Annotated in this window: 16 protein-coding genes; 6 read left to right on the top strand and 10 right to left on the bottom strand. The window is 43.5% G+C overall.

The window, feature by feature from the left end:
- Positions 1–130: 130 nt before the first annotated feature.
- From CHU92_RS11840 to CHU92_RS11810, 7 genes are all read right to left on the bottom strand, one after another.
- On the bottom strand, positions 131–1,168 hold the full coding sequence (locus tag CHU92_RS11840) for a hemin-degrading factor (protein WP_094415835.1): 1,038 nt from the start codon (positions 1,166–1,168) through the stop codon (positions 131–133).
- Positions 1,169–1,180: 12 nt separating this feature from the next.
- Positions 1,181–1,957, bottom strand: a complete 777-nt coding sequence (locus tag CHU92_RS11835) for a heme ABC transporter ATP-binding protein (protein ID WP_094415833.1) — start codon at positions 1,955–1,957, stop codon at positions 1,181–1,183.
- Positions 1,958–1,966: 9 nt separating this feature from the next.
- The gene (locus CHU92_RS11830) at positions 1,967–3,001 is read right to left on the bottom strand and encodes a FecCD family ABC transporter permease (protein WP_094415831.1); all 1,035 of its coding nucleotides are present in this window, start codon (positions 2,999–3,001) and stop codon (positions 1,967–1,969) included.
- Positions 2,991–3,881 (bottom strand): heme/hemin ABC transporter substrate-binding protein, encoded by an 891-nt coding sequence (locus CHU92_RS11825; RefSeq protein ID WP_094415829.1) that lies wholly within the window; start codon positions 3,879–3,881, stop codon positions 2,991–2,993. The genes CHU92_RS11830 and CHU92_RS11825 overlap by 11 nt, the downstream gene beginning before the upstream one ends.
- 102 nt (positions 3,882–3,983) lie before the next feature.
- The gene (locus tag CHU92_RS11820; RefSeq protein ID WP_317044693.1) at positions 3,984–4,421 is read right to left on the bottom strand and encodes a LexA family protein; all 438 of its coding nucleotides are present in this window, start codon (positions 4,419–4,421) and stop codon (positions 3,984–3,986) included.
- On the bottom strand, positions 4,418–5,689 hold the full coding sequence (locus CHU92_RS11815) for a Y-family DNA polymerase (protein ID WP_094415825.1): 1,272 nt from the start codon (positions 5,687–5,689) through the stop codon (positions 4,418–4,420). Before CHU92_RS11815 ends, CHU92_RS11820 begins: the two co-directional genes overlap by 4 nt.
- Positions 5,690–5,804: 115 nt before the next feature.
- Positions 5,805–6,182, bottom strand: a complete 378-nt coding sequence (locus CHU92_RS11810) for a hypothetical protein (protein WP_094415823.1) — start codon at positions 6,180–6,182, stop codon at positions 5,805–5,807.
- Positions 6,183–6,392: 210 nt separating this feature from the next.
- Between CHU92_RS11810 and CHU92_RS11805 the strand changes: the two genes are divergently transcribed.
- The gene (locus CHU92_RS11805; protein ID WP_094415822.1) at positions 6,393–8,864 is read left to right on the top strand and encodes an AsmA-like C-terminal region-containing protein; all 2,472 of its coding nucleotides are present in this window, start codon (positions 6,393–6,395) and stop codon (positions 8,862–8,864) included.
- Positions 8,865–8,905: 41 nt separating this feature from the next.
- Here CHU92_RS11805 and CHU92_RS11800 read toward each other — a convergent pair whose 3' ends face one another.
- Both CHU92_RS11800 and CHU92_RS11795 read right to left on the bottom strand, forming a co-directional pair.
- The gene (locus CHU92_RS11800; RefSeq protein WP_094415820.1) at positions 8,906–9,682 is read right to left on the bottom strand and encodes a TIGR03915 family putative DNA repair protein; all 777 of its coding nucleotides are present in this window, start codon (positions 9,680–9,682) and stop codon (positions 8,906–8,908) included.
- A gap of 24 nt (positions 9,683–9,706) precedes the next feature.
- Positions 9,707–10,966 carry a putative DNA modification/repair radical SAM protein gene (locus CHU92_RS11795; protein WP_094415818.1) on the bottom strand — a complete coding sequence of 420 codons (1,260 nt, stop codon included), beginning with the start codon at positions 10,964–10,966 and terminating at the stop codon, positions 9,707–9,709.
- 420 nt (positions 10,967–11,386) lie between these two features.
- Between CHU92_RS11795 and CHU92_RS11790 the strand changes: the two genes are divergently transcribed.
- The gene (locus CHU92_RS11790; protein WP_094415816.1) at positions 11,387–18,193 is read left to right on the top strand and encodes a choice-of-anchor L domain-containing protein; all 6,807 of its coding nucleotides are present in this window, start codon (positions 11,387–11,389) and stop codon (positions 18,191–18,193) included.
- A gap of 97 nt (positions 18,194–18,290) precedes the next feature.
- Here the strand turns inward: CHU92_RS11790 and CHU92_RS11785 are convergent, their stop codons facing one another.
- The gene (locus CHU92_RS11785; RefSeq protein WP_094415814.1) at positions 18,291–18,776 is read right to left on the bottom strand and encodes a hypothetical protein; all 486 of its coding nucleotides are present in this window, start codon (positions 18,774–18,776) and stop codon (positions 18,291–18,293) included.
- 355 nt (positions 18,777–19,131) lie between these two features.
- On the opposite strand from CHU92_RS11785, the gene CHU92_RS11780 reads away from it, so the two are divergent.
- From CHU92_RS11780 to CHU92_RS11765, 4 genes are all read left to right on the top strand, one after another.
- Positions 19,132–20,319, top strand: coding sequence for a phosphoglycerate kinase (locus CHU92_RS11780; RefSeq protein ID WP_094415812.1), 1,188 nt, complete (start codon positions 19,132–19,134; stop codon positions 20,317–20,319).
- A gap of 96 nt (positions 20,320–20,415) precedes the next feature.
- Positions 20,416–22,167 carry a lytic transglycosylase domain-containing protein gene (locus CHU92_RS11775; RefSeq protein WP_094415810.1) on the top strand — a complete coding sequence of 584 codons (1,752 nt, stop codon included), beginning with the start codon at positions 20,416–20,418 and terminating at the stop codon, positions 22,165–22,167.
- Positions 22,168–22,180: 13 nt separating this feature from the next.
- Complete coding sequence (locus CHU92_RS11770; RefSeq protein ID WP_094415808.1) at positions 22,181–23,152, top strand: DUF4837 family protein; 972 nt, start codon at positions 22,181–22,183, stop codon at positions 23,150–23,152.
- Entirely contained in the window at positions 23,149–23,601 is a 453-nt protein-coding gene (locus CHU92_RS11765) for a GNAT family N-acetyltransferase (protein ID WP_094415806.1), read from the top strand. The genes CHU92_RS11770 and CHU92_RS11765 overlap by 4 nt, the downstream gene beginning before the upstream one ends.

Genomic DNA, 23,601 nt, shown 5'->3' with positions numbered 1-23,601 from the left:
TATAAACAATAAAAAGGGCTGTCTCAGCAGTATCATTCTTAACGTAATGCAGTGAAGTGAAAAATCTCTTCCTTCGTCAGAATGAAAGCACCTTTGAAACAGCTCTTTTAACTATAAGCTGATATTGTAATTATAAAGAAGCTACCAGGTCTCTCCACTCCTGCAGTTCAGGTATTCCGGGTTTTCTTTTCCCAAAGAACTGCACAATGATGTCACCCATTTCATTAAACACCTCAATAGCCGTAACCATGCCATCTTCAGTAGGCTTGCGCACAATCCATGTCTGCGCAATCTTGCTCATGTCAAGGTGCAGGTTAAAGTCAGGGTCCATAACGTTAAACCACTGGTTGTGCCACATGGTTTTGCGCACAAGGCCGGTATGTATCTGTATATTGCCCCTGTTGCCTACAAAGCACATAATAGGCAGCTTTTGTGCTGCAGCGCCTTCAAGCATTGTAACTATAGCGTCTTTATCAATTTTTTGTGCATAGGTTTCACCGGGCGCAAGGCGCAGCGCCTGTGTCCTGGTAACGCCGAACTTTCTCAGCATACCGAAGAACTCATGGGTATCTTTGAGGTCTGTCCATGCTTCCTGAAAGCCTTTCACGTCGATTTCGCTGTCCGGCTTCTCATCAAGTACAAAAGGTACTTCTACGGTGGCCTCTTCCGGTTGCTGGTTGTCAGATTTATATTTTTCTACCAGGGCGTCAAAAGCAGCTTCATTGCTGTCTTTTGTCAGGTATACTTTATGGATGGCCATACCGTCCTTACCAAAGAACTGGAGGCTTTTCCTGTCACCATGCTCGCTTGTTTCGGCTACGGCAAAGGCTTTATCCCAGTGTGAAAGGAAAATCCGAAGGTCAATATCCTCACCTACAAAAAGGCCCGCGTGGGGTGAAGTAAAATCAGGATTAAGGTAAATGCCTTTGCGCTCGTGTACGCATTCCTCATTACGTGTCAGGGCCATTACTTTGCCGAGTTTTTCAATTTCTGATAAAATATTGGCAAATTCAGGGCGCAGCCTTGTCACGTTTTCGCCTGCCTGGGTAGCTACAAGCTCAGCTTCACTAACACCGAGTTTTTCAGCGGCATTGCGTATCCTCAGGTGTGGGTTTTCAGCTTTGAGCGCTTCCCACTGCGATCGTAATGTATGGGTCATAGTATTCATGTGGAGATGTTTTTATATTCCGAAAATTATTAAAGGGTTTTTGTTTACGGGGTTGGGGCATATAGTGCAGGGAAAATTATACACTTTACTTATGATTTCTTTGGTAAATACTTTATCAGGAACATCGTGGGCTACTATCTTCCCTTTTTTCAGCAGCATTATCCTGTCGGCAAACTGGGCGGCAAGATTAAGGTCATGCAGCACCATCACGGCTGTGTTTCCCTTTTCAGTAAAGTTCTTCACGGTGTGCAGTATGCGGTGCTGGTGCAGTACGTCAAGGTTGTTAAGGGGCTCATCAAGGAAAACCAGCTTATGGGCTATATCATTATCAAGCTGTGCCAGTACCCGCGCCAGGTGCACACGCTGTTTTTCGCCACCTGAAAGCGTAGTGTAGTCACGGTCTTTCAGTGTGGCTACATCGGTTTCTTCCATAGCCTTCACTACGGCTTCCAGGTCGTTTTTATGTGGCCTGGCATTAAAATAAGGGTAACGCCCCATAAGCACCACATCTTTTACTGACAGTGGTATATCATGATTGTTGTTCTGCGAAAATTTAGCCTTGCTGTGGGCCAGTTCTTTTTCATCCCATTCTTCAAAGGTCTTTTTCTTGAAGAATATCGGCTCTTCATTTTTGCCCATTTCGTTGGCCAGCATGCTCAGCAGGGTAGATTTGCCTGCACCGTTAGGCCCCACTATTACCAGCAGTTCACCATAATTAACAGAAACATCAATATTTTGAAGTATAAGAGACTTGCGGTGTGCGTATGATATTTTATAAGCTTCTAACATGGTTTCCGGTTACATGGTGTTCCTGGTTTTAACAAGTATGGCAATAAATATGGGTGCTCCCATAAAGGCAGTAAGTATGCCGATGGGAATTTCTGACGGTGCTGCCACCGTACGGCTTATAGTATCGGCAGAAAGGAGCAAAACGCCACCAAATACGGCCGACATAGGCAATATTATATGGTAGTTAGACCTAAACACCATCCTGAGGATGTAAGGTACTATAAGACCCACAAACCCTATGGTGCCGGCAAAAGCTACCGATGTGCCTACCATAAGCGCTGTAAGCACTACTATCTGCTTTTTGATTTTTTCTACCGGTATGCCCAGGTGCTGTGCATCTCTTTCACCCAGCATCATCGCATTGAGCGCTTTGCCTTTATTGATGAGGAACAGGTAAGAAACCAGCACAATTGTAGCCAGTATCACATTTTTTGTCCAGGTGGCGCCACCCAGGCTGCCCAGGTTCCAGAAGGTAAGGTCGCGCAGCTGTTCTTCTTTAGATATATAAATGAGGAAGCCTGTTATGGCAAATCCCAGTGCTGTGATAGCAACACCCGAGAGCAGCATCACCACTACATTGGTTTTTCCGCCTGAAGTTGATATGCGGTACACCAGCATCATAGTAAGGAGCGCCCCCGCAAATGCCATTATGCTCAGGAACGAGAAATGGAATATTTCCGGGATATAAGCTTTTAATGAGCTGCCTAAAACTATGGCCAGCGCAGCAAATAATGAGGCGCCCGATGTAATACCAATGAGGTCGGGCGTGGCCAGCGGATTTTTAAACATGCCCTGCAGGCAGGTACCCGATACGGCAAGCGCGCTGCCAATGAGTATTGCCATAACGATGCGGGGCAGCCGCAGGCCCATCATTACAAAACGGTCACTTTCTGAAAGGGATTCGTCGTTTGTGATAAGGCTGCTTATCACTTCGGCAAGAGAATGCTTTTCAAATACATAAACACCCATATATAACGATACTACTGCCAGCACAGCCAGCAGCAGCATCCCGGATATCATGTATAATGAAAGCCTATTTTGCATTTTCTTTCAGCAGGGTGTTTAGCTGCACTGCTGCTTCGCCCACACGCGGGCCAAAGCCTGAAAGCAGGCCGCCATCCATAGCAATTATCTTTTTATTTTTACCGGCATTGGTTTTGTCAACTCCCGGTATTTTAAGCACTCCCTGCGGGCCGCCAAGGCTGCCAAGGCCGGAGTCGAACATAAGTATCACATCAGGGTTGCCTTTTATAAGCGCTTCGGGTGTAAGGGGCTTAAAATCTTCAAATTCAGTTATGGCATTTTGTCCGCCGGCCAGTGTTATTACTTTTTCTACCGGCGTATTTTTTCCGGCTACCATAAGTGTTCCTGCGCCACGGGCATAGATAAACAATACTTTAGGAGATTTAGGCAATGCCCCCACTTTTTTAAGGTCACTGTCTATCTTTTCGCCTATCGCCTTATAGTCTTCATGCTTAAGTATACCGGCTACGTCAGCTACCAGTTTTTTGGTGCCGTCTACGGTAAAATCCTGTTTAAGCACATGCGCTTCAACCCCTGATGATTTTATCTTTTGCAGCAGCTCCGGGCTCATGTCTTTTTCGGTAGCCAGTATAAGCGTAGGCTGCAGCGCCATTATTGATTCTATTGAAATGCTTCGCACATGCCCCAGGTCTTTTGCGGTTGCTTTTAAGGTTTCAGGGTAGGTGCTTGTAACATCAACAGCTACAATTTCTTTTTCATGGCCCAGTGCAGCTATTACCTCGGTAACAGCTCCGTTAAGCGAAACAATTTTTTGTGTTTTTTTCCTGGTAACTGTATCAGTAACAGTAGTTTCTTCAATGCTTGTTTTGGATTCTTTTTTGCAGGAAACACCGGCGAACATTACAAATGCAATGGCCAGCAGGGCAGGAATTTTTTTCATTTGGTTAATGTATGTTGTTTTTACTTAATCTAAATAAGTGCAAAACTACATATTTTTTTTAACCGTGAAAAGAAGAACCAGCGGAATTTTATGCGGGTAATGTTAAACTTTCTTTATAAGATAAGTAACAATGCCCCATACGCTAAACTGGTTGTATTCAGTAACTTTTAAGGCGGGGTAATCAGGATTTTCAGGCATCAGGTATACACAGCCTGTTTCGGTCTTTAATCGTTTTACCGTAAAATCGCCATCAATAAGGCAAATGGCAATTTTACCGTCGGCAGGTTCAAGGCTGCGGTCCACAACCAGTATATCGCCGTCATCAATTCCGGCATTAACCATGGAATTACCCGATACCCGTATAAAAAAGGTTGTCTCACTGTTGCGGCAAAGCGTTTCGTCCAGGCTTATCCTGCATTCCATAAAATCCTGCGCCGGCGATGCAAAACCTGCCGGTACAAGCGCAGTAATAAATGGCGCAGTTATGCCCCTGCCGGGGGCAGGCGTGTAAAAAGACAGCGCGGGGGTTTTATCTTTCATTCGCATTTTACCACAAGTATTTCATTAAAATTGGTTGTGTACCGCCGTGAAAGTTTCTCCTGTTTCATATCCCAGGTCTTTTCAGCCTGTGTGCCGAGGCGTATAATCCTGCCGCCCATTTTCCGGTTGGTGGCATCCATTGCTTTCATTAGCGCCATATGCCTGGGATTCTCATCCAGGAACAGGTTGAATTGCTTCGTGTTTTCAGGAATAAGGTCGCCCGTAATCACCCCCGCTTTCTTAAAGATCATCGTGCCGGTGCTCTTCATTATCTCTTTCAGCAGCTGTATGGCAGCATTGCTCAGGGTGATTGCTGAATTGGTAGCAAAAGGCAGCACCATGCCCCGGCTGTAGTGGTACCTTGGGTTATCTATACTGTGCTTGTCGGCCACCAGCATCACTATAATGGTATGGCAGCACGACTTTTGCCTGCGAAGCTTTTCTGCGGTTACTGTGGCAAAAGTTGATACACGCTCACGTATAAGGTCATAATCGCTTAGCAGCTTAGGGAAGCTCCTCGTTGTGGCAATGCTTTTTTTGTCGTTATCTATAGGGCTTGGTTCTAGTACCGGTTTTCCTTCCAGCTCGTACTTAATGCGCAGCCCTACTACGCCCCACTCGTTCTTTATCCATGCTTCGGCGTGTGGCTGTATAAAATCATGGGCTGTGTGTATATTACGGGCCTTCAGCTTCTTTGCCATCCTGTGGCCTATGCCCCATATATCGCCAACATCCAGCCACTTAAGTGCTTTTACCCGTTTTTCGTCCGTATCAATCACATACACGCCGCCTGTCCTGGCCAGGTATTTTTTTGCAATGCGGTTGGCTGCTTTTGCCAGTACGCGGGTGGGGGCAATGCCTACGCACACGGGCAGGCTCAGCCAGTTCCATGCCCGGTTTTTTATTTGCAGCCCGTAATTATGGTAATCATCTATCTGCACGCCGCTGAAATCAAGAAATGCCTCATCAATACTGTACACTTCTACATTTGGGGTAAACTGGCGCATAGTCTCCATAAGGCGTGCGCTCATATCGCCATACAGCGGGTAGTTTGATGAAAATACGGCCACATTGTGTTCTTTAAGTACCGGCCTTGCCTTAAATTCAGGCACTGCCATGCCGATACCCAGCGCTTTTGCTTCCTCGCTGCGCGAAATGATGCAGCCGTCATTATTGGAAAGCACTACAACAGGCTTTCCGTTCAGCTGCGGACGGAATACCCTTTCGCAGGACACATAAAAATTGTTGCAGTCAATAAGGGCAAACATATAGCAGGATTATTTTCATTTACAAATTAAGAAAATAATCTTATGATATGCAATTTATTTGCTGGATTAATAATTAAAATCTGCCTGCACCTAAACACCGTATGAACCAATCATATTACACCGGGAGCATTATATGGGGGTAGTTATTTTCATAATTGGCTGGAGTAATGCTGTTTTTCGCTACTCTTGTAAGATATACATCGTTTTTTTTAACGGTGAGAATGTATGCTGTTTTCCGGAAAAAACCGTAAACAGTCATGCTGATGTTCTGCTCAGTCTCGGTCACACCAATTTTTATACTTCTGGAAAGCAGCCGGATATTGCCTACTTTATAGTATGCGGCGTTGCTGAAGCGATACCTGACGATTACAAATTTTTCATCAGATGACAGTGAGTGCTGAAAATAAACCAGCCTTAGCGACCTGCTTCTCCTCGGCAGGAGCCTGAGCATCCTGCTTATTATCTGGTACTGAAAAAAAACATTGTTAAACACAGTATATATTTTTTGTGGTTGTTTATTCCTTCGTAAAAATAACTGTATCTTTAGGGGAGCGCAATGTACGGCTTTTAGAATTTTTAATGTGTCATAAATCGACAAAGGCACTTATTTTTTAGATTAAGTGCAAAGTATATTGCCTTTTTTAACAAATGGAGAAAGTACATGCACGGGGGGATGGCTATTTACCGCTTTTAATTACATAGTATGACACAGCTGCTTAAAGCAATATTGTCCCGCAAAGTTGTAATCCGCCTGCTGTTGCCGTTACTCAAGGCTGCCTTTGCTATTATGCTGGTTTTAATCATGTTTTACCTGGGTTTAACGTGGTATATACGTTATCATAAGCAACAGGTACTCACTATGGTTACAGCTACGCTGAATAAAAATATTTCAGGAAGGGTATCTGTTAATAATATGGAAACAGTACTCCTAAAAGGGTTTCCCCGGATATCCCTCCGGCTGAGTGGCGTTGTGATAAAGGACAGCCTGTATGGATTGCACAGGCAGGCCCTTTTACAGGGGGGTGACATTACACTTGCTGTAAATGCATTTTCCCTTGCCCGGGGCATTCTGCAGGTACAGCATATGGAAATCAGGGATACCAGGATATTTCTTTATACAGATGATAAAGGCTATAGCAACACATCTTTATTTAGAACAAGAACCCACAAAAATTCTATGAAAAATGTTTCGTTTCCCGAATTTAATGCCTTGGTACTAAGAAATGTGTACCTGGTAGTAGACGACAGGTTCCGTAAGAAAAAATATGCTTTTCATATTCATAGGCTTAAAGGGACATTAGGTGGAGATGAAAAACGGAAAAAAGTAAACATGGAAGCCGATGTTCTGGTTAAAAGCCTCGCCTTTAATACAGTGAGAGGGAGTTTTATTGAAGGCAGGAGGGTGAGGGGCAATTTCAATATTATTTATTCTGCTGCGGAGCAAATTATTACATTTAGCAGGAACAGGCTACAGATTGGGGATGAAGTTTTTTATGCCGGCGCACGAATATATACGGAAACGCCATGGAAAGACTTCAGCATAAACATTGAAGCTCCTTCAATACGGTGGAAAGATGCTGCGCTAATGCTTTCGCCTAATATTTCCCGCAAACTTATGGTATATGATATTGAACAACCCCTGGCGGTGGTATGCATGCTCAAAGGCGGCTTTAAGCGAAAGGGTGACCCGCTCATAAATGTAAAGGCAACGGTTGCCGGGAATGTGCTTCACACCCCCGGCGGACTTATCACCCGGTGTGGCTTTACCGGTTGGTTTACCAATAATTATATAGATGGCAAAGGATTAGGTGATCTTAATTCAGCTATTATACTCCGCAATTTTACAGGGGAATATTCCGGAATACCAATACAAATGCGTAGTGCATCAGTAGTTAACCTCAAAAGGCCTGTGGCATCAGGTAATTTTACCACAAATTTTAATATGGTGGCCCTCAATAACCTTATTGATGACAGCCTGTTGCACTTTAATAAAGGCAAAGCGGCTGTTTCACTTAATTTTTCAGCTGATATTATTAATTTTAGGTTGGCACGGCCAAAAATTAGTGGCGCAATAGCTATTACTGATGCAGCGCTGCTTTACAGGCCCCGTAGCCTGAACCTGGATAAAATATCGGCGGTACTGGATTTTGCTGAAGACAATCTTAACCTGAAGCGTTTAAGCCTGTCGACCGGTAAAAGCAGGATAAGTATTGATGGCAGCATCAGGAATTTTCTGAATCTGTACTATACCAGCCCGGAAAAAATGGTTTGCCGTGCCAACATTTACAGCCAAAGGCTTCATCTGGGGGAACTGGTAAGTTTCATAGGCCAGCACGCTGTCAATAACTATATTGTCCCCCTGAAACGGAAAGGCAATTTTACGGAAGATATCAGGCTGTTATTCGAAAAATGCCGCTTGGATATGAAGGTAAAGGTGGACACATTACACTATAAAAAGTTTATGGCTACCCGCCTTACCACAAATATACTATTTACTGGCAATGCTATCTTTATAAGGCATGCGGGGCTAAGGCACGCGGGGGGAAGTTTATTGCTTGGCATACAGGTGCGGCAACAGGGCAGGCAGAACAGGTATAACCTTAAGGCAAAAGCGGCAAATGTAAATGTAAGCCGTTTTTTACATGCTTTTGACAATTTTGGCATGCAGTCACTAAATGCCCGCAATATAAGCGGCTACCTTTCATCAGCTGCCAGTATTTCGGGCCGTATCAGCCAAAATGGAGCGTTGGTGCCGGGCTCTGTATATGGCAAGCTGTCATTCAGCCTCAAAAAAGGGGCGTTGCTTAATTTTGAGCCGGTTCGGCATATAGGCCGTTTAGCTTTTCCCTTTCGGGAGATGGATACAATAACTTTTTCAGCGCTTTCGGGCAGGTTTGCTATTAAAGGGGAGAAGGTGGTTATTTATCCGATGCAGGTGAATTCAAGCGTGCTGAACATGGACGTTGCCGGTATATATTCTTTTGGGAAAGGGACCAGGATACAGATTGACGTGCCGCTGCGTAACCCAAAAAAAGATAAAGATATTACTGACGCGGCTACCCTGGCCAGGAGGCGTAACCGTGGTATTGTACTGCACCTTGTGGCAGCTGACGATAAGGATGGCAAAGTGAAGGTCCGCCTGGGCAGCAACAAAAAGCCTAACAAGCCAGAATGATTTTTACTCTCATTATGCTGGCTTAATGTACAAGGATTTATTCAATTCTTCCCTTCTTTTTCGTTGAGGTATTTCCAGTAGCGTTTCGGCACATGTTGTATGTGCAGCTTCATGTTTTTCCGTGCCGGTATATTGGTGCTGTTAAAATAATCTTTCCAGAGTAAAGAGGCCAGCTCTTCCTTCTCATCAGTTAGTTCTGCGGGGAGTTGTACTTTACGGGTATCTATATTAGAAACAAATTCATAAGTTATCTGCTGCACGGTAGTAAGGTCATAGTACAGCCCATAGCGCCGCTTTACGTCATAAATAATCCATTGCTGGTCAGCATACCTGTCTTTAAAGAATTTTGCTACGAGCGGCAGCACATTAAAGTCCGGCTCAATAGGGCAGTAGTAAATACCGTCAGCTGTTTTCTGGAAACGTATGAATGCCTTCATACGGTGGCGCTCCCGGCTTATTTTCCGTTCCATTTTGCTTAGCGCAATAACATGCTCATTGCTAAAGTTAGCCTCTGCACCCTTAGGGTTATCAAATATATACCGTGCAAAATCAAACATATCACTAAATGTTTGCGCATCTTCCGCCAGGTGCACTTTATAAAAGGTCTGCAGCCACTGTGGGTCCAGCTTTTTTTTAAGCCCTTCCCAAACCCGCGTGGCTTTAGTTTCATCATTTATAATTTCAATGGACTCCTCCAGCATTAGCGGCTGGTAATATTTATCCCACACCAGCTGCACCTGCCCCGGCTTACGTTCATAAAATTCAAATACGGCAGTAAGGAGCCCTTCAAAACTCCCGTCAAAAACAAATGTTACCATTGTTGTTTAATTTATATCCCCAATTCAAAATAACAACAGCTGGTTTTGCGGGGTCTTCAGGTATTTGCTGCTGCTTTCAGCTACTATAAGGTTCTTCAGGTGCGGCGCGTCAGGTTCTCTGAGCAGGTAGGGGCTGTCGGCACATTTTATAAAATGTTTTGCCCGGTTATAAGCAACCCCTATTTTTTGCAGCTGGTCGCTGCGCAGCTTCCCGAACTTCCTGGCCTGGATTATTTTTTGTGCTGACCGCACCCCTATACCGGGTATACGGAGTATCATCCTGTAATCAGCATTATTAATATCAACAGGGAATTGATCCAGGTTACGCAGCGCCCAACTAAGTTTGGGGTCTATATCAGTATCCAGGTGCGGGTTGGCAGGGTTTAGCAGTTCCTGTACCTCAAAGCCATAAAACCGCATGAGCCAATCAGTCTGGTACAGGCGGTTTTCACGCAGCAGGGGCGGCTGCGTGCCTATAGCGGGCATACGGCTGTCATAACTAATGGGGATGTAGCCCGAATAATATACCCGCTTCAGCGAATAGTTCTTATAATACTCATTGGCGCTGTACATAATTTCCATGTCGGTTTCAGGGGTGGCGCCGATAACCATCTGGGTGCTTTGCCCTGCAGGTACAAATTTTGGGACATGCTTTATCAGGCCTGTCTTTTTTTCATCTTTAAATTGTGTTATATTTTGCTGTATAAAACCGAGCGGTTTTTTTACCTCTTCATGCGATTTATCCGGAGCCAGCAGCTTAAGCCCCGCTTCAGTGGGCATTTCCAGGTTTATGCTCATCCTGTCAGCGTATAATCCAGCTTCTATAAGCAGTTCCGGGCTCGCCCCGGGAATGGTTTTTAGGTGTATGTACCCATTAAAACGCTCTTCCAGCCGCAGCTTTTTTACAATCCGCAACAGCCGTTCCATGGTAAAATCCGCATTTTTAAAAATACCTGAACTAAGGAACAGCCCCTCGATATAGTTGCGGCGGTAAAAGCTCATGGTCAGTTCCACTACTTCATCAACGGTAAACGCGGCCCTTTTTATATCATTACTTTTCCTTGATACGCAAAAAGCACAGTCATAAATACAGTGGTTGGTAAGCAGTATTTTAAGTAATGATACACAACGTCCATCTTCGGTATAGCTGTGGCAAATGCCTGAGGAACTGTTGCCAATGCCATTATTATCATTTTTTCGGGTACTGCCGCTTGAAGCACACGAAACATCATATTTTGCCGCATCAGCTAATATATTCAGTTTTTCCCTTATCCTATCATACATGCGTAATTTTTTCTAACAAATATATGAATATTTTCAAAAGCATATTTTGCACTCTTAAAAAATTTTAAATTTTAACTAATGTCTAGTTAGGGATATTAAGGTTGTACCTGTTTACTTATTATTGAGGAGTTAAAATACAATTAAAAAAATATAAAATTTTGGTTGTTTTTTGTTAGTTATTTTATAATTCCAGTTTTAATATTATAAATTAATTTTTTTTACATGCAGGATTGTTATTTTTTTGATAATACAATAAAAATGGTGTGAAGGACTGGATTGGTGTGTTTTTATTTAAAAAATTTTATAATAATTTTAACTTTTAGTTTTATATTTGCCGGCTGTTTTAAATTGCTGTAAACTAACTTTTTACTACAGTTGTGGCAAAAATCTTAAAGATAATTGCGCTATTTATTAAAAAATATGAAAAAATTATTACTCACATTGCTTGGATTTGCATCGTTTAATGCGTTTTCTCAGGCTATCACAGTTAACTCAAATACATTTACACCGGCTCAACTGGTTAATAATGTTTTAGTGCAGAATTCGTGCCTTGTACAGATTTCTAATATATCGGTCAGCACGGGTACTAATTTTGGGTCAGTTAATGGTGTAGGCTACTACCAGAACACCAACAGCAACTTCCCGGTGACATCCAGTGGTGTAATACTTACTACCGGAAATGCTGTACTCTCTCCGGGGCCAAATACATCAGTGTTAAACGGTGGAAATTCTTCTACAACATGGGATGGTGATGCGGGCCTTGAGGCGGCACTGGCTTCTGCTGGTATCAATATCAATTCAAAAAATGCTACAGTACTTGAATTTGACTTTATACCCAATTCGCCCAATTTTTCATTTAAGTTTTTATTTGCATCTGACGAATATGGTCCTTTTCAGTGTGAATCAAATGATGCTTTTGCAGTATTGCTGACACAGGGTGCCACAACACAAAATGTTGCAGTAATACCGTCAACTAATATACCGATAACTGTAGGCACAATCAGGAGCAACCTGTACAACTCCGGTTGCCCTTCGGCTAACGAAACATTCTTTGGGGCATTTAATGGAGGTAGTGCTGCTGCCGCTTCGCCTATAAACTATAACGGGCAGACAAGGCTTATGACGGCTACAGCTACGCTAATACCCAATGTTACTTACCGCATACGCTTTGTTATTGCCGATGACGGCGGAGCTGACGGTACTGACGGGGATTATGACTCGGCTGTTTTTATACCGGCAGGAAGCCTTAACCTGGGCCAGCGTGTTTTTCCACAGGACCTTACTACGGCAAACGGGAATGCACTTTGCTTTGGGCAGTCCTTTATTCTAAACAGTAATCTTGATGATGCTACATATGATTTTGCCTGGACCAGGAATGGCAGCCCTTTCCCCGGAGGTAATGCACCGGCGATAACAGTTACGGAAAACGGGCAATACGCTGTTACCATAACAAGGCCCGATATAGGCTGTGTCACTACCCAAACCATAAATATAGAGTACAATCCGGAAATTTTGGCCGGAACACCGCAAAACATTTTTAAATGTGATAACGGTTCAGTAACCTATACATATGATCTTTCAGTAAATACGCCTCTGCTAAAACAGGGGCTTGACCCGGCCGCAGTAGTTACCTATCATGGTAACCAGGCAACTGCTAACAGTGGGGCAAATCCATTAAACCTGTCTTATGTAAGCGTGCCGGGTGCTACAGTATGGGCGCGTGTCCAGCTGCCGAACGGCTGCTACACCACAAGGCCCTTCCAATTGCTTATATCGCCCCCACCTGTTGCAACCGCACCCCAGACGGTAACGCAATGCGAAAGCGCGCAGGGTTCAAACAGTGCCATTTTTGACCTTACCCAGCAGACGGCAACAATACTAGGTACACAGAATCCCGCACAAAACCAGGTGCTTTACTTTACGTCTCTAGCAGCGGCTAATGCAGGTACTTCACCTATTACAACTCCTGAAAGCTATACTAGTAGTACACAGACCATATTTGCCAGAGTTCAGAAGGTATTTGACACTACCTGTTTTACAGTTACACAATTTAATATTGTTGTAAAACCACTTCCGGTATTGCCGCCAACATCTACAATTAATGCCTGCAACGTATACATACTTCCCGATGTTCCGGGTGGGGCGTATTATACAGGTATCGCCGGTACAGGTACAATGTTTGCCGCCGGTACCCAGATAACTACATCACAAACACTTTATGTTTACGCTCAGTCTGGTGGAACGCCAAACTGTTCAAACCAGTCACAACTTACAATTAATATTATCACTTCGGCTACTGCCCCGCCTAATGTTACAGCCTGCCAAAGTTATACACTCCCTCCATTAACAATAGGTGAGTATAGGACTGCGCCTGCAGGAGGCGGTACAATTATTAATGCAGGCACTGTAATAACAGCTCCGTTTACTACAATATATTATTATGTACCTACATCGGCAGAATGTACTCAGAATAATAATTTTACGGTTACCATTACATCGACACCGGTAGTTACAGACCTGCCTGATGTAAGCTCTTGCGGCCCATACACCCTTCCCACGCTCCCTAACGGTGAAAAGTATTACACCGGGCCGGGTGGTACAGGTACACAGCTCGCTAACGGGACGGTAATAAATAACAGCCAAACTATATATATATATACTACCAACCCTAACAATGCTGCCTGTACGGCAGAAAGTAGTTTTGTGGTAACGGTAAATAATGTTAATGTTGTTGACAGACAAGATGTTACAAGGTGTGGTTCCTTCTTTTTAGGCCCTCTTACAGTTGGGGGCTATTTTACTGGCCCTAACGGAACTGGCCAGCAACTATTTCCTGGTAATGTTATCACATCAACGAGAGTTATTTATATATATGCACAGAGTCCTACAGACCCGAGCTGCTTCGACCAGGAAGACTTTCTGGTAACAATAAATCAGCCTCCTGTATTAGCGCCTGTCGCTAGTGTTACAGTATGCGGATCATATACACTTCCTGCTATTGTCGGTCCGGGAAATTATTTTACAGAGCCTAATGGCGGCGGGGTCCAGCTTAATGCAGGGGATGTTATTACAGAAACACAGCCCTTATATATTTATGCAGTATCTCCGGAAGGATGCTCCGCAACTAGGACATTTACGGTTACAGTTATAAATATTACTAACCCTGGCGACCAGGTGGCCTGCGGCAGCTATACGCTTCCACCGTTATCTGTCGGAAGATATTTTACAGGCCCCAATGGTACCGGTCTTATTGGGACAACAGGTACTATAACTAACGCTGGTACGCAGACTATATACATATTTGCAGCTAGCAGTACGACGCCTGTGTGTACGGTACAGGAAAGTTTCCAGGTTACTATTGTGCCAAGCCCGGTTATACCTGCAATACAGGATGTTGTTTCGTGTAACCAATATACCCTGCCGGCATTAACTATAGGTAATTACTATACAGGGCCTAACGGAACCGGTACTATGCTTAATGCTGGTACTATAATTACGTCTAGCCAGACATTGCACGTATATGCTGAATCTACAATACCTGTAACTCCACCGTGTTTCCGCAACAGGTCGTTCAGTGTTACAATAATAAATACTTCGATAGCTCCTCCAAATGTTACCGCTTGTGGGTTTTACAACCTACAGCCACTCCAGGTAGGCCAATACCGAACTGCACCTAACGGCGGCGGTTCCGTAATACCTGCAGGTACGCCAATTACTGCGACAACAACATTATATGTTTATTCACCTGTGGCTTCGGGTACAAATTGTACTGATGATGATAGTTTTACAATTACTATCATTCCCTCACTTCTTGTTGACGACCCGGCTGATGTACGGTCATGTGTTAATTATTTTCTACCTCCGCTTACGAATGGACAGTATTATACAGGCCCCAATGGAACAGGCAGCCTGCTTTTGCCAGGACAGCTTATAACATCAAACCAGACAATTTATGTTTATAATTCAACGCCAGGGGTAGCCAACTGTGTTGCTGAAAATAGTTTTACTGTAGAAATACTTGATATTAATGTTACTGACTTACCTGATGTAACAGTTTGTGCTGCCCAGGGTTACGAACTTCCTCCACTTGCCGTTGGTAATTATTATACCGGCCCCAATGGTACAGGTACAATGCTAACTGCGGGACAGGTTATAACTACATCACAAAATATATACATATATGCGGCTACTACAACGCCTCCTATTTGTACAGATCAGGAAATGTTTACTGTAACTATTAAACCTACACCAGTTATAGATAACCCCGGTACAGTCGGTTCATGCGGTAATTACGTGTTGCCGGTACTCACGAGCGGCAGATACTTTACTGGCCCCAGCGGTACAGGAACTGAACTTTTACCTGGACAAGTAATAACTCAAAATACACAGCTGTATATTTTTGCGCAAACCGGAGGGGTGCCTAATTGTGTGGTTGAGAATGTATTTAATATCATTATCAATCCCGAGCCTCCAACGGATATTACCACATGTGATGCTTATGTGCTGCCTGTATTACCTATTGGTAATTATTTTACAGGTCCTGCCGGTTCAGGAATACAAATTCCACCCGGGACTACCATAAATACTACACAGGTATTGTATGTGTATGTATCATTAACTACAACTCCAAACTGTACCGATAATAATAGCTTTACTATAAATATAATTCCGTCTCCGGTACTGAACCCGGTAGATCCTGTTATAACGCGTTGCGACAGTTATGAACTTCCAGCAATGCCTGTAGGTAACTATTATACACAGCCTGCGGGTCAGGGTACACTTCTTCCGCCGGGGACTATAATAACATCTACACAAACTATATACAGGTATGCGGAAACAGGTACTTCACCGAATTGTACGGCTGAAGACAATTTCCAGGTAATAATTTTCCCAACCCCGATAGCCGATGCAAGGTCTGACATTCCTGTCTGCGGTAGCTATATCCTTGATGAGCTTATAGTAGGCAACTACTTTACAGGTCCAGGCGGTACGGGTACACAACTTCAGGAAGGTCAAGAGATTACATCTACCCAGACTATTTATATCTATGCAGCTAATCCAGGTAATCCTGCCTGTTTTACAGAAAGTAGTTTCCTGGTTGAGGTGTTTAATATAACTGCTGATGATCCTGCAGATGTTGTAGCCTGTGACAGCTATGTGCTGCCCCCGCTTACCGTTGGCAGATATTACGCTAATCCTGGCGGGCCAAACCTGCTTAATCCCTCGGCTAATCCCGAAATACCTGTTGGTACCGTAATCTCAACTTTGGGAGTCAATACATTGTATGTATATGCGGAAACTGGAGGACGAACTAACTGTACCGATGAAAACCAGTTTACGGTAACGATATTCCAGACTCCGGTAGTAGACGATTCACAAGGTGATGTGGCCCAGTGTACTCCTTTTACACTTCCTGCACTTAGTTCCGGGGCCTACTATACAGGCCCAAATGGTACGGGAACCCAACTGGCTCCGGGAACAGTGATAACTTCTCCTACCCAGGTATATGTTTATGCGGGCGTAGGGCCGGCAGGCCTCTGCTTTGACCAGCACACATTTTTTGTTGATGTAAATATTGTTGATGTTACGGCACCGTCTGATATTACCATTTGTGGGCAATATATTCTACCAGCCTTAGCTTCGGGTAATTATTATACAGGTCCTAATGGTACAGGCACTATCCTTCCTGCGGGTACCGTTATTACTTCTACACAAACAATATATGTATATGCAAGTGCGGGGTCTACAGTGGTATGTTTTGACCAGGATGACTTCACTGTGACTATAATAACTGCCCCACAAGTCAATCAGCCTGCACCTATTACAGTGTGTGGTATAAATAACCAGGGTAATGGTATATTTAACTTGTTGCCTGCAATGAATTTTGCATTAGGTGGGCAGCCATTTACGGCTGTTACAATACATGAAACTATTGAAAATGCACAATTTAACGGCCCTGTGATAGTAAATCCTGGCAACTATACAAACATTGTGGCCTATAATCAGACGGTATATATACGTCTCCAGTCTACCGTATCTGACTGTTTTTCGATTGTTCCGCTACAACTTTTTGTTAATAACAGGCCTGTAGCCAATATACCGGATCCACTACAGGTATGTGATGGCGAGGATAATAATGGATTTGCTATTTTCAACCTTACTTCAGCAAATTCAGGAATACTTGGCACGTTAAATCCCGCTGAACATATCATAACGTATTACCTGTCACAGTCAGACGCAGTTGCCGGTACTGCTACGGGGCGTATCAACAATCCTGCTAACTACAACAGCAATAGCACCACAATATTTGTTCGCCTTCAAAGTAATGCTACGGGCTGTTTTGATGTGGTAGCGCTGCAACTGATAGTAAATCCACTTCCTGTAGCTAACCAGCCGGTGCCTTACACGCTATGCGATGTAAACAGCCCTGGTGACGAGCGCGAGGCCTTTAACCTTACTACAAAGATTTCTGAAATCACCGGCGGTGCAAATGGTGTAGCGGTAACATTCCATAGGACAGCTGCCCAGGCAACAGCAAACACGAATGCTATAGCCAATACCACAGCTTTCATCAACGAAGCTACTGTGCAGTCTATTTTTGTGAGAGTTACCAATCTTGTTTCAGGCTGCTACCGTATAGTGCTGCTGGATGTACGTGTAGAGCCGCTTCCTCAGCTTACTATGCCGGATCAGGAAGATATAACGGCCTGTGATGCCGATGCTGATGGAATTGCCGTATTTAATTTACAGGCGCTTATAGCCGATATGATTAATAATGGCCCATCCATACAGGTGACTATGCATTATACCGCCATTGACGCACAGTTGGGCAATAACCCCATACCGAACCTGGCCAGCTACAGTACGCTAAGTCCGGATGATATAATTTATGTACGTGCTGTAAATACGGTTACAGGCTGTGTGCGGTCAGATTATTCATTCCAACTACGTGTAAACCTTGCGCCGCAGCTGCCGGATCTTGATCCTATTGTACTCTGTGATGAAGACAATAACAATAATGGGCAAACCGCTGTTAACCTTACTCAACAAAATCCAGTAATTACAGCTGCAATAGGCACAGGGTACATCATACGTTATTTCACTACTGAAGCCGCTGCCCTTGCAGGTGCTCCGGCAATACCTAACCCAGTATCTTACCTGGGTACTAATGGTCAGGAAATATGGGTACGTGCTACAGATGCAAATNTCGTTGTTAAATCGATTTGACACAACAACCGCAAGCTGGTTAGGCTTTAATTACCTGGCTTTTACAATCATCGCACTAAAGAAATTTAATAAAATAAAAGTTTAAACCACTTCTATATCATAAATTATTCCTTAGCGTATTCTCAATAACATCAATCCAGAGCTGGTTGCCTTTAACCAAAAAGCTTTGTTTCCCTGATTCTGTTGTTATAACAATTCGGCGGTCAATGGAGTTATAGGTTTTGGAGAAGGAGACATCTTTAACCTCTTCCAGGGCTATAACGGTTTCCTGCTTTGCCCTGAACCGGGCTGACTGGAATACCAGCTTGTCTTCAAGAAGGTAGAGCGTGCCTTTCTCAGTTTCCTCGTCTATATACCTGTATGCGGTGCCTTTGTATACTACTTCACTGCTTTTTTTTAAAGATGTCCTGGCAGCTCTTTGCTTTTTATGAGAAGATACCCCGATATACAGAGCAAGTAGAGTGGCACAAAAAATGCCCGTAGGCAGGCTAATATCCATGGCTGTGAAATGTAACGTGGCGTAACTGGCTGCCACAGCGGCAAAAGCCAGGAAAAAGAAAATAAATCTGCTGCGTAGTACCATAATTCCTGTTATTAAAGATTACGTGTATTATTTACAGGCATTGAGGGGGATTATTCGATCATTTTTATACTAAAATTCTGATAATAATGTACAAATATAGGATTTGACGGCACAGGCCAAAATTTTTACGACCAAAGGCAATAATATCCGACCAAAGGCGATAAGGTGTAAATATTGGTTACATAAAACAGCCCGTTCATTACAAAACTGAAGATTTAACATATATACAATACGCTGAATGGTATATATTTGCATCGCGACTGCAAATCTTTTTAAACATTTTGTTGGCTAATTATTAACAGAATGGGCTATATTTGCCATTCTTCAAAAAATAAAATAACTTCTTACCAACCTGATGAAAACATTATCAGACATCAACTTTAAAGGAAAAAAAGCGTTAATCCGCGTAGATTTTAATGTGCCCCTTGATGATAACTTCAGGGTAACTGATGCCAACCGAATAGAAGCGGCAAAACCTACTGTTGACAAGATACTTAGTGACGGAGGAAGCGTAATCCTTATGTCGCACTTGGGCAGGCCAAAAGGAAAGGAAGACAAATATTCCCTGAAGCATATTGTTGATAAGGCTTCTGAAATACTTGGCGTTAAGGTGAAATTTGTAGCCGACAGCATAGGCGATGAGGTGGTGCAAGCAGCCGCTGCCCTTAAGCCCGGTGAGATTCTGATGCTTGAAAACCTTCGTTTTTATAAAGAAGAGGAAGCTGGCGATGAAGCATTTGCACAAGCACTTTCAAAACTGGGCGATGTGTATGTAAATGATGCTTTTGGCACAGCGCACAGGGCACATGCCTCAACTACCATAGTTGCTAAATTTTTCCCTGAAAATAAAGTATTTGGCGAATTGCTTGCCAAAGAAATTGAAAGCCTTGATAAAGTGCTGAAGAACAGCGAACAACCTGTTACAGCAGTATTAGGGGGAAGCAAGGTATCATCAAAAATTACAGTGATTGAAAATATTCTTGATAAAGTTGACCACCTGATTATAGGCGGAGGGATGACCTTTACCTTCATTAAAGCGCAGGGCGGTAAAATAGGAGATTCTATTTGTGAAGATGACAAGCAGGAGCTTGCCCTTGAAATTTTAGCAAAGGCACAACAAAAAGGCGTACAGGTGCATCTTCCTGTAGATGTTGTGGCAGCAGATGCTTTTAATAATGATGCCAGAACACAGGTGGTTGATGTTAATGCCATTCCTGAAGGCTGGCAGGGGCTTGATGCAGGGCCAAAATCGCTGGAAAATTTCAGGAAAGTAATTCTTGAATCTAAAACCATATTATGGAACGGGCCGCTTGGTGTTTTTGAAATGGAAAATTTTGCAAAGGGCACCATTGCGTTAGGAAATGATATTGCTGAAGCTACTAAAAACGGCGCTTTCTCTCTTGTTGGTGGTGGCGACTCTGTAGCTGCGGTTAAGCAGTTTGGCCTTGAGCCTAAAATGAGCTATGTATCTACCGGCGGAGGTGCGATGCTTGAAATGCTTGAAGGAAAAACGCTGCCGGGCATTGCTGCGATACAGCAATAGCTTTGTTAAAGTTTACAATATTAAATTAAAACCATAGTTATAACACACATTGTTACTTTGTAATAAAATGTAATTTAACTGATTAAAAAGTAAATTATGAATAAAAAAAGAACATTGTCATTTGTCTTTATTTTATTGTCTTTTGCGGGATTTTCGCAGGGGCCGGCAGAGGCAACCACACAATTAAAACCTGACATTAAAAAATCCTACCTTGATTCTATAAAGTCAACTTTTGTGCATAATTCAGAATTGCGCTGTGTTGACAGCCTCTGGATGAAAGAACTGGCCAACCAGGGCCTTTTTGAAGGCATGCAGGAAGACCTGTTAACGGTAAACCCGGATGAAGAAGTGCCTTACGCACTTTCAACAGAGTTGCTGAAGGAAAGGCTGGCTAAAATGGATGCAAAGTCGCCCTTTAACATCGAGTACACAAAAAGCCTTGAAAACGTTATTAAATCATACCTGAAAAACAGGCCACGGGCATACGAGAGGCTTATGGCTATTTCAGAGTATTATTTCCCGATGTTTGAAGAGCACCTGGCCAAATACAATGTACCTATTGAAATAAAATACCTCGCCATAGTTGAGTCAGCCCTTAACCCCCGCGCCCGTTCGCGTGTTGGCGCCGGCGGCCTGTGGCAGTTTATGTATGGCACCGGAAAGCAATATGGCCTTGAAGTAAACTCTTATGTTGATGAAAGGAACGATCCTTTAAAAGCTACTGAGGCGGCCTGCCAGTACCTTAGCAGCCTTTACAATATTTTTGGCGACTGGGACCTGGTGCTGGCCTCGTACAATTCCGGGCCGGGTAATGTTACCAAAGCAATACGCCGCTCCGGCGAATACCGCAACTACTGGAACATAAGGAAACACCTTCCGCTGGAAACTCAGGGCTATGTGCCGGCTTTCCTGGCTACTATGTATATTTACGAATACCAGAAGGAGCATGGCATTAAGCCTAGAAAGGCGCCACTAACGTATTTTGAGACAGACACTATAATGGTAAAACGCCAGATGTCGTTCAGGCAGATAGCACAGTTGCTCGATGTACCTGTTCAGCAGCTGCAGTTCCTTAATCCTATTTATAAGCTGGATGTTATACCGTACACGGCTGAAAAACCGCATTACCTAAGGCTCCCTAAAGATAAAATAGCTCTTTTTACGTCTAACGAAAAAGCAATATATGCGTACATAGACTATCAGGAAAGTAAAAGGGAAAGGCCAAACTTTAACCTTAACCCTATTGTAGAAAGAAGGGATTCTACTGCGGTGGCCTACCAGACTACCTATAAAAAGAAAAAATCGGTTTCAACCAAAATCTATAAGGTGAAACGCGGGGACAGCCTTGGTGAAATTGCGGAAAAGCATGACGTTTCTGTCGCCGAACTGAAAAAATGGAATAAAGTTAAAGGCAACAACATTGTACCGGGCCAGAAACTTAAGATTGTAAAGGACGTTATGATAACGGTGCCGGTTAAAGAGGCCATTGCTATAAAAGAGCCTAAGGTAAAAGATACTAAAGACGCTAAGGATACGGTAGCGGCAGCAACTGCGTTGGCTGACAATACCAAGCCTGCTGCAGACCCGGCGGCAACAGAGGAAAATGCTCTTGTGGATACTAAAGCCACTGTTGCAAGTCATGCCAGGAAACCGAAGGATATCAATTTTGAAGAGGAGCGCATGTACATTGTACAGAAAGGCGATTCCCTGTTTAGCATTGCCAAAAAACACCCCGGCGTTACCGTTGAAAACCTGAAGACGTGGAACCAGATCCAGGGCGAAAGCATACAGCCCGGAATGAAGCTTAAAGTGGTTACCACATCCGGCGGAGGCACAACAACAAATTAACTAAAAGCACATAATGAAAAGACTGAAACAAATAATAGTTTTGGTTTTTGTTATATTTTTTATTGCCTGTAAAAGCGATGAGCATAATGCCGCTGCTTCTACAGGCAATATCAATGAAATAGCGGTTGTTATCAGTGATGTGCTGTGGAATGGAGAAGTAGGCGACACCATCAGGAAACGGCTTGCCGCGCCGGTTGACGGGCTTACAATGGAAGAGCCAATTTTCACACTAAACCAGTTTAACCACAAAGTTTTTACCGGCAGCCTGAGTAAGGGAAGGAACATTGTGCTGGTGGAGAAAGGCACTACTAACAACTTCACCTACAGGCACAATGCCACATGCACCCCGCAAAATGTTTTTACTATCACAGGCAAATCCGTGGATGACCTTCTGCACCTCATAGAGATGCACGCTGATGAGGTTATCATGAAGATACGCGATACTGAAATTACCGAATACCAGGACCGGCATAAGAAAACAGGGTTGCTGGGCCAGTCCTTGTTTACACCCTTCGGCATTAAGGCCAGTGTACCTAAAACGTATACTTTAGCAATGAGGAATGAAGATTTCCTGTGGCTTAAAAAAGATATTCCCAGTGGCAATACCAGCCTTGTAATCTATAAAGTGCCCTATGAAGTCGTAGAAAAAGATAAAACCCTTATCAATAACCTTATCAAAATGCGTGATTCTGTAGGGAACATGTATATCCATGGGCAGGAGCCAGGCACGTATATGAAAACTGAAGAAGCCTATTCACCCTATATTTTCATGACCAGTTTTCGGGACAAAAGGGCTTTTGAAACCCGCGGTAACTGGGAAATGGAAAATGATTTCATGGACGGCCCATTCCTTAACTATGCCATCAGGGATGATAAGCACCAGTGCTACCTTATAATCGAAGGATTTATTTACAGCCCGTCATCTCCCAAGCGTGACCTGCTGGTGGAGCTTGAGGCAATAATTAAATCAGTCAGGTTTATATGAACCCTGAATTCAAGATAAAGCGTTTTGATGAACTTTCCCTGCCGGAACTCTACCAAGTGCTGCAACTGCGCTCAGAAGTGTTTGTGGTGGAGCAAAACTGCGTTTACCAGGACATAGATGGCAAAGACGAAGAGGCACTGCACCTTTTAGGCATTTACGAAGGTGCTATAGTTGCTTACTGCCGGCTTTTTGCGGCCGGTGATTATTTTGATAATGCATCTGTGGGGCGTGTTGTTATAAGCAGTGGCTACAGGGACAGGAAATGGGGGCATGATATGAAGCATGAAGCAATAAAAGCCATTGAAACGTTTTTTGGCACCAAAAGCATTACAATATCGGCCCAATTATACTTAAAAAAATTTTATGAAAGCCATGGATTTCTCCCATACGGGGAGCAATACCTTGAAGACGGGATTCCCCACATCAGGATGGAAAGGGGCTTTATATAG

This window comes from Flavobacterium cyanobacteriorum (assembly GCF_002251835.1).
Lineage (GTDB): Bacteria > Bacteroidota > Bacteroidia > Flavobacteriales > Flavobacteriaceae > Flavobacterium > Flavobacterium cyanobacteriorum.
This window is presented reverse-complemented; position numbering and strand designations above follow the sequence as displayed.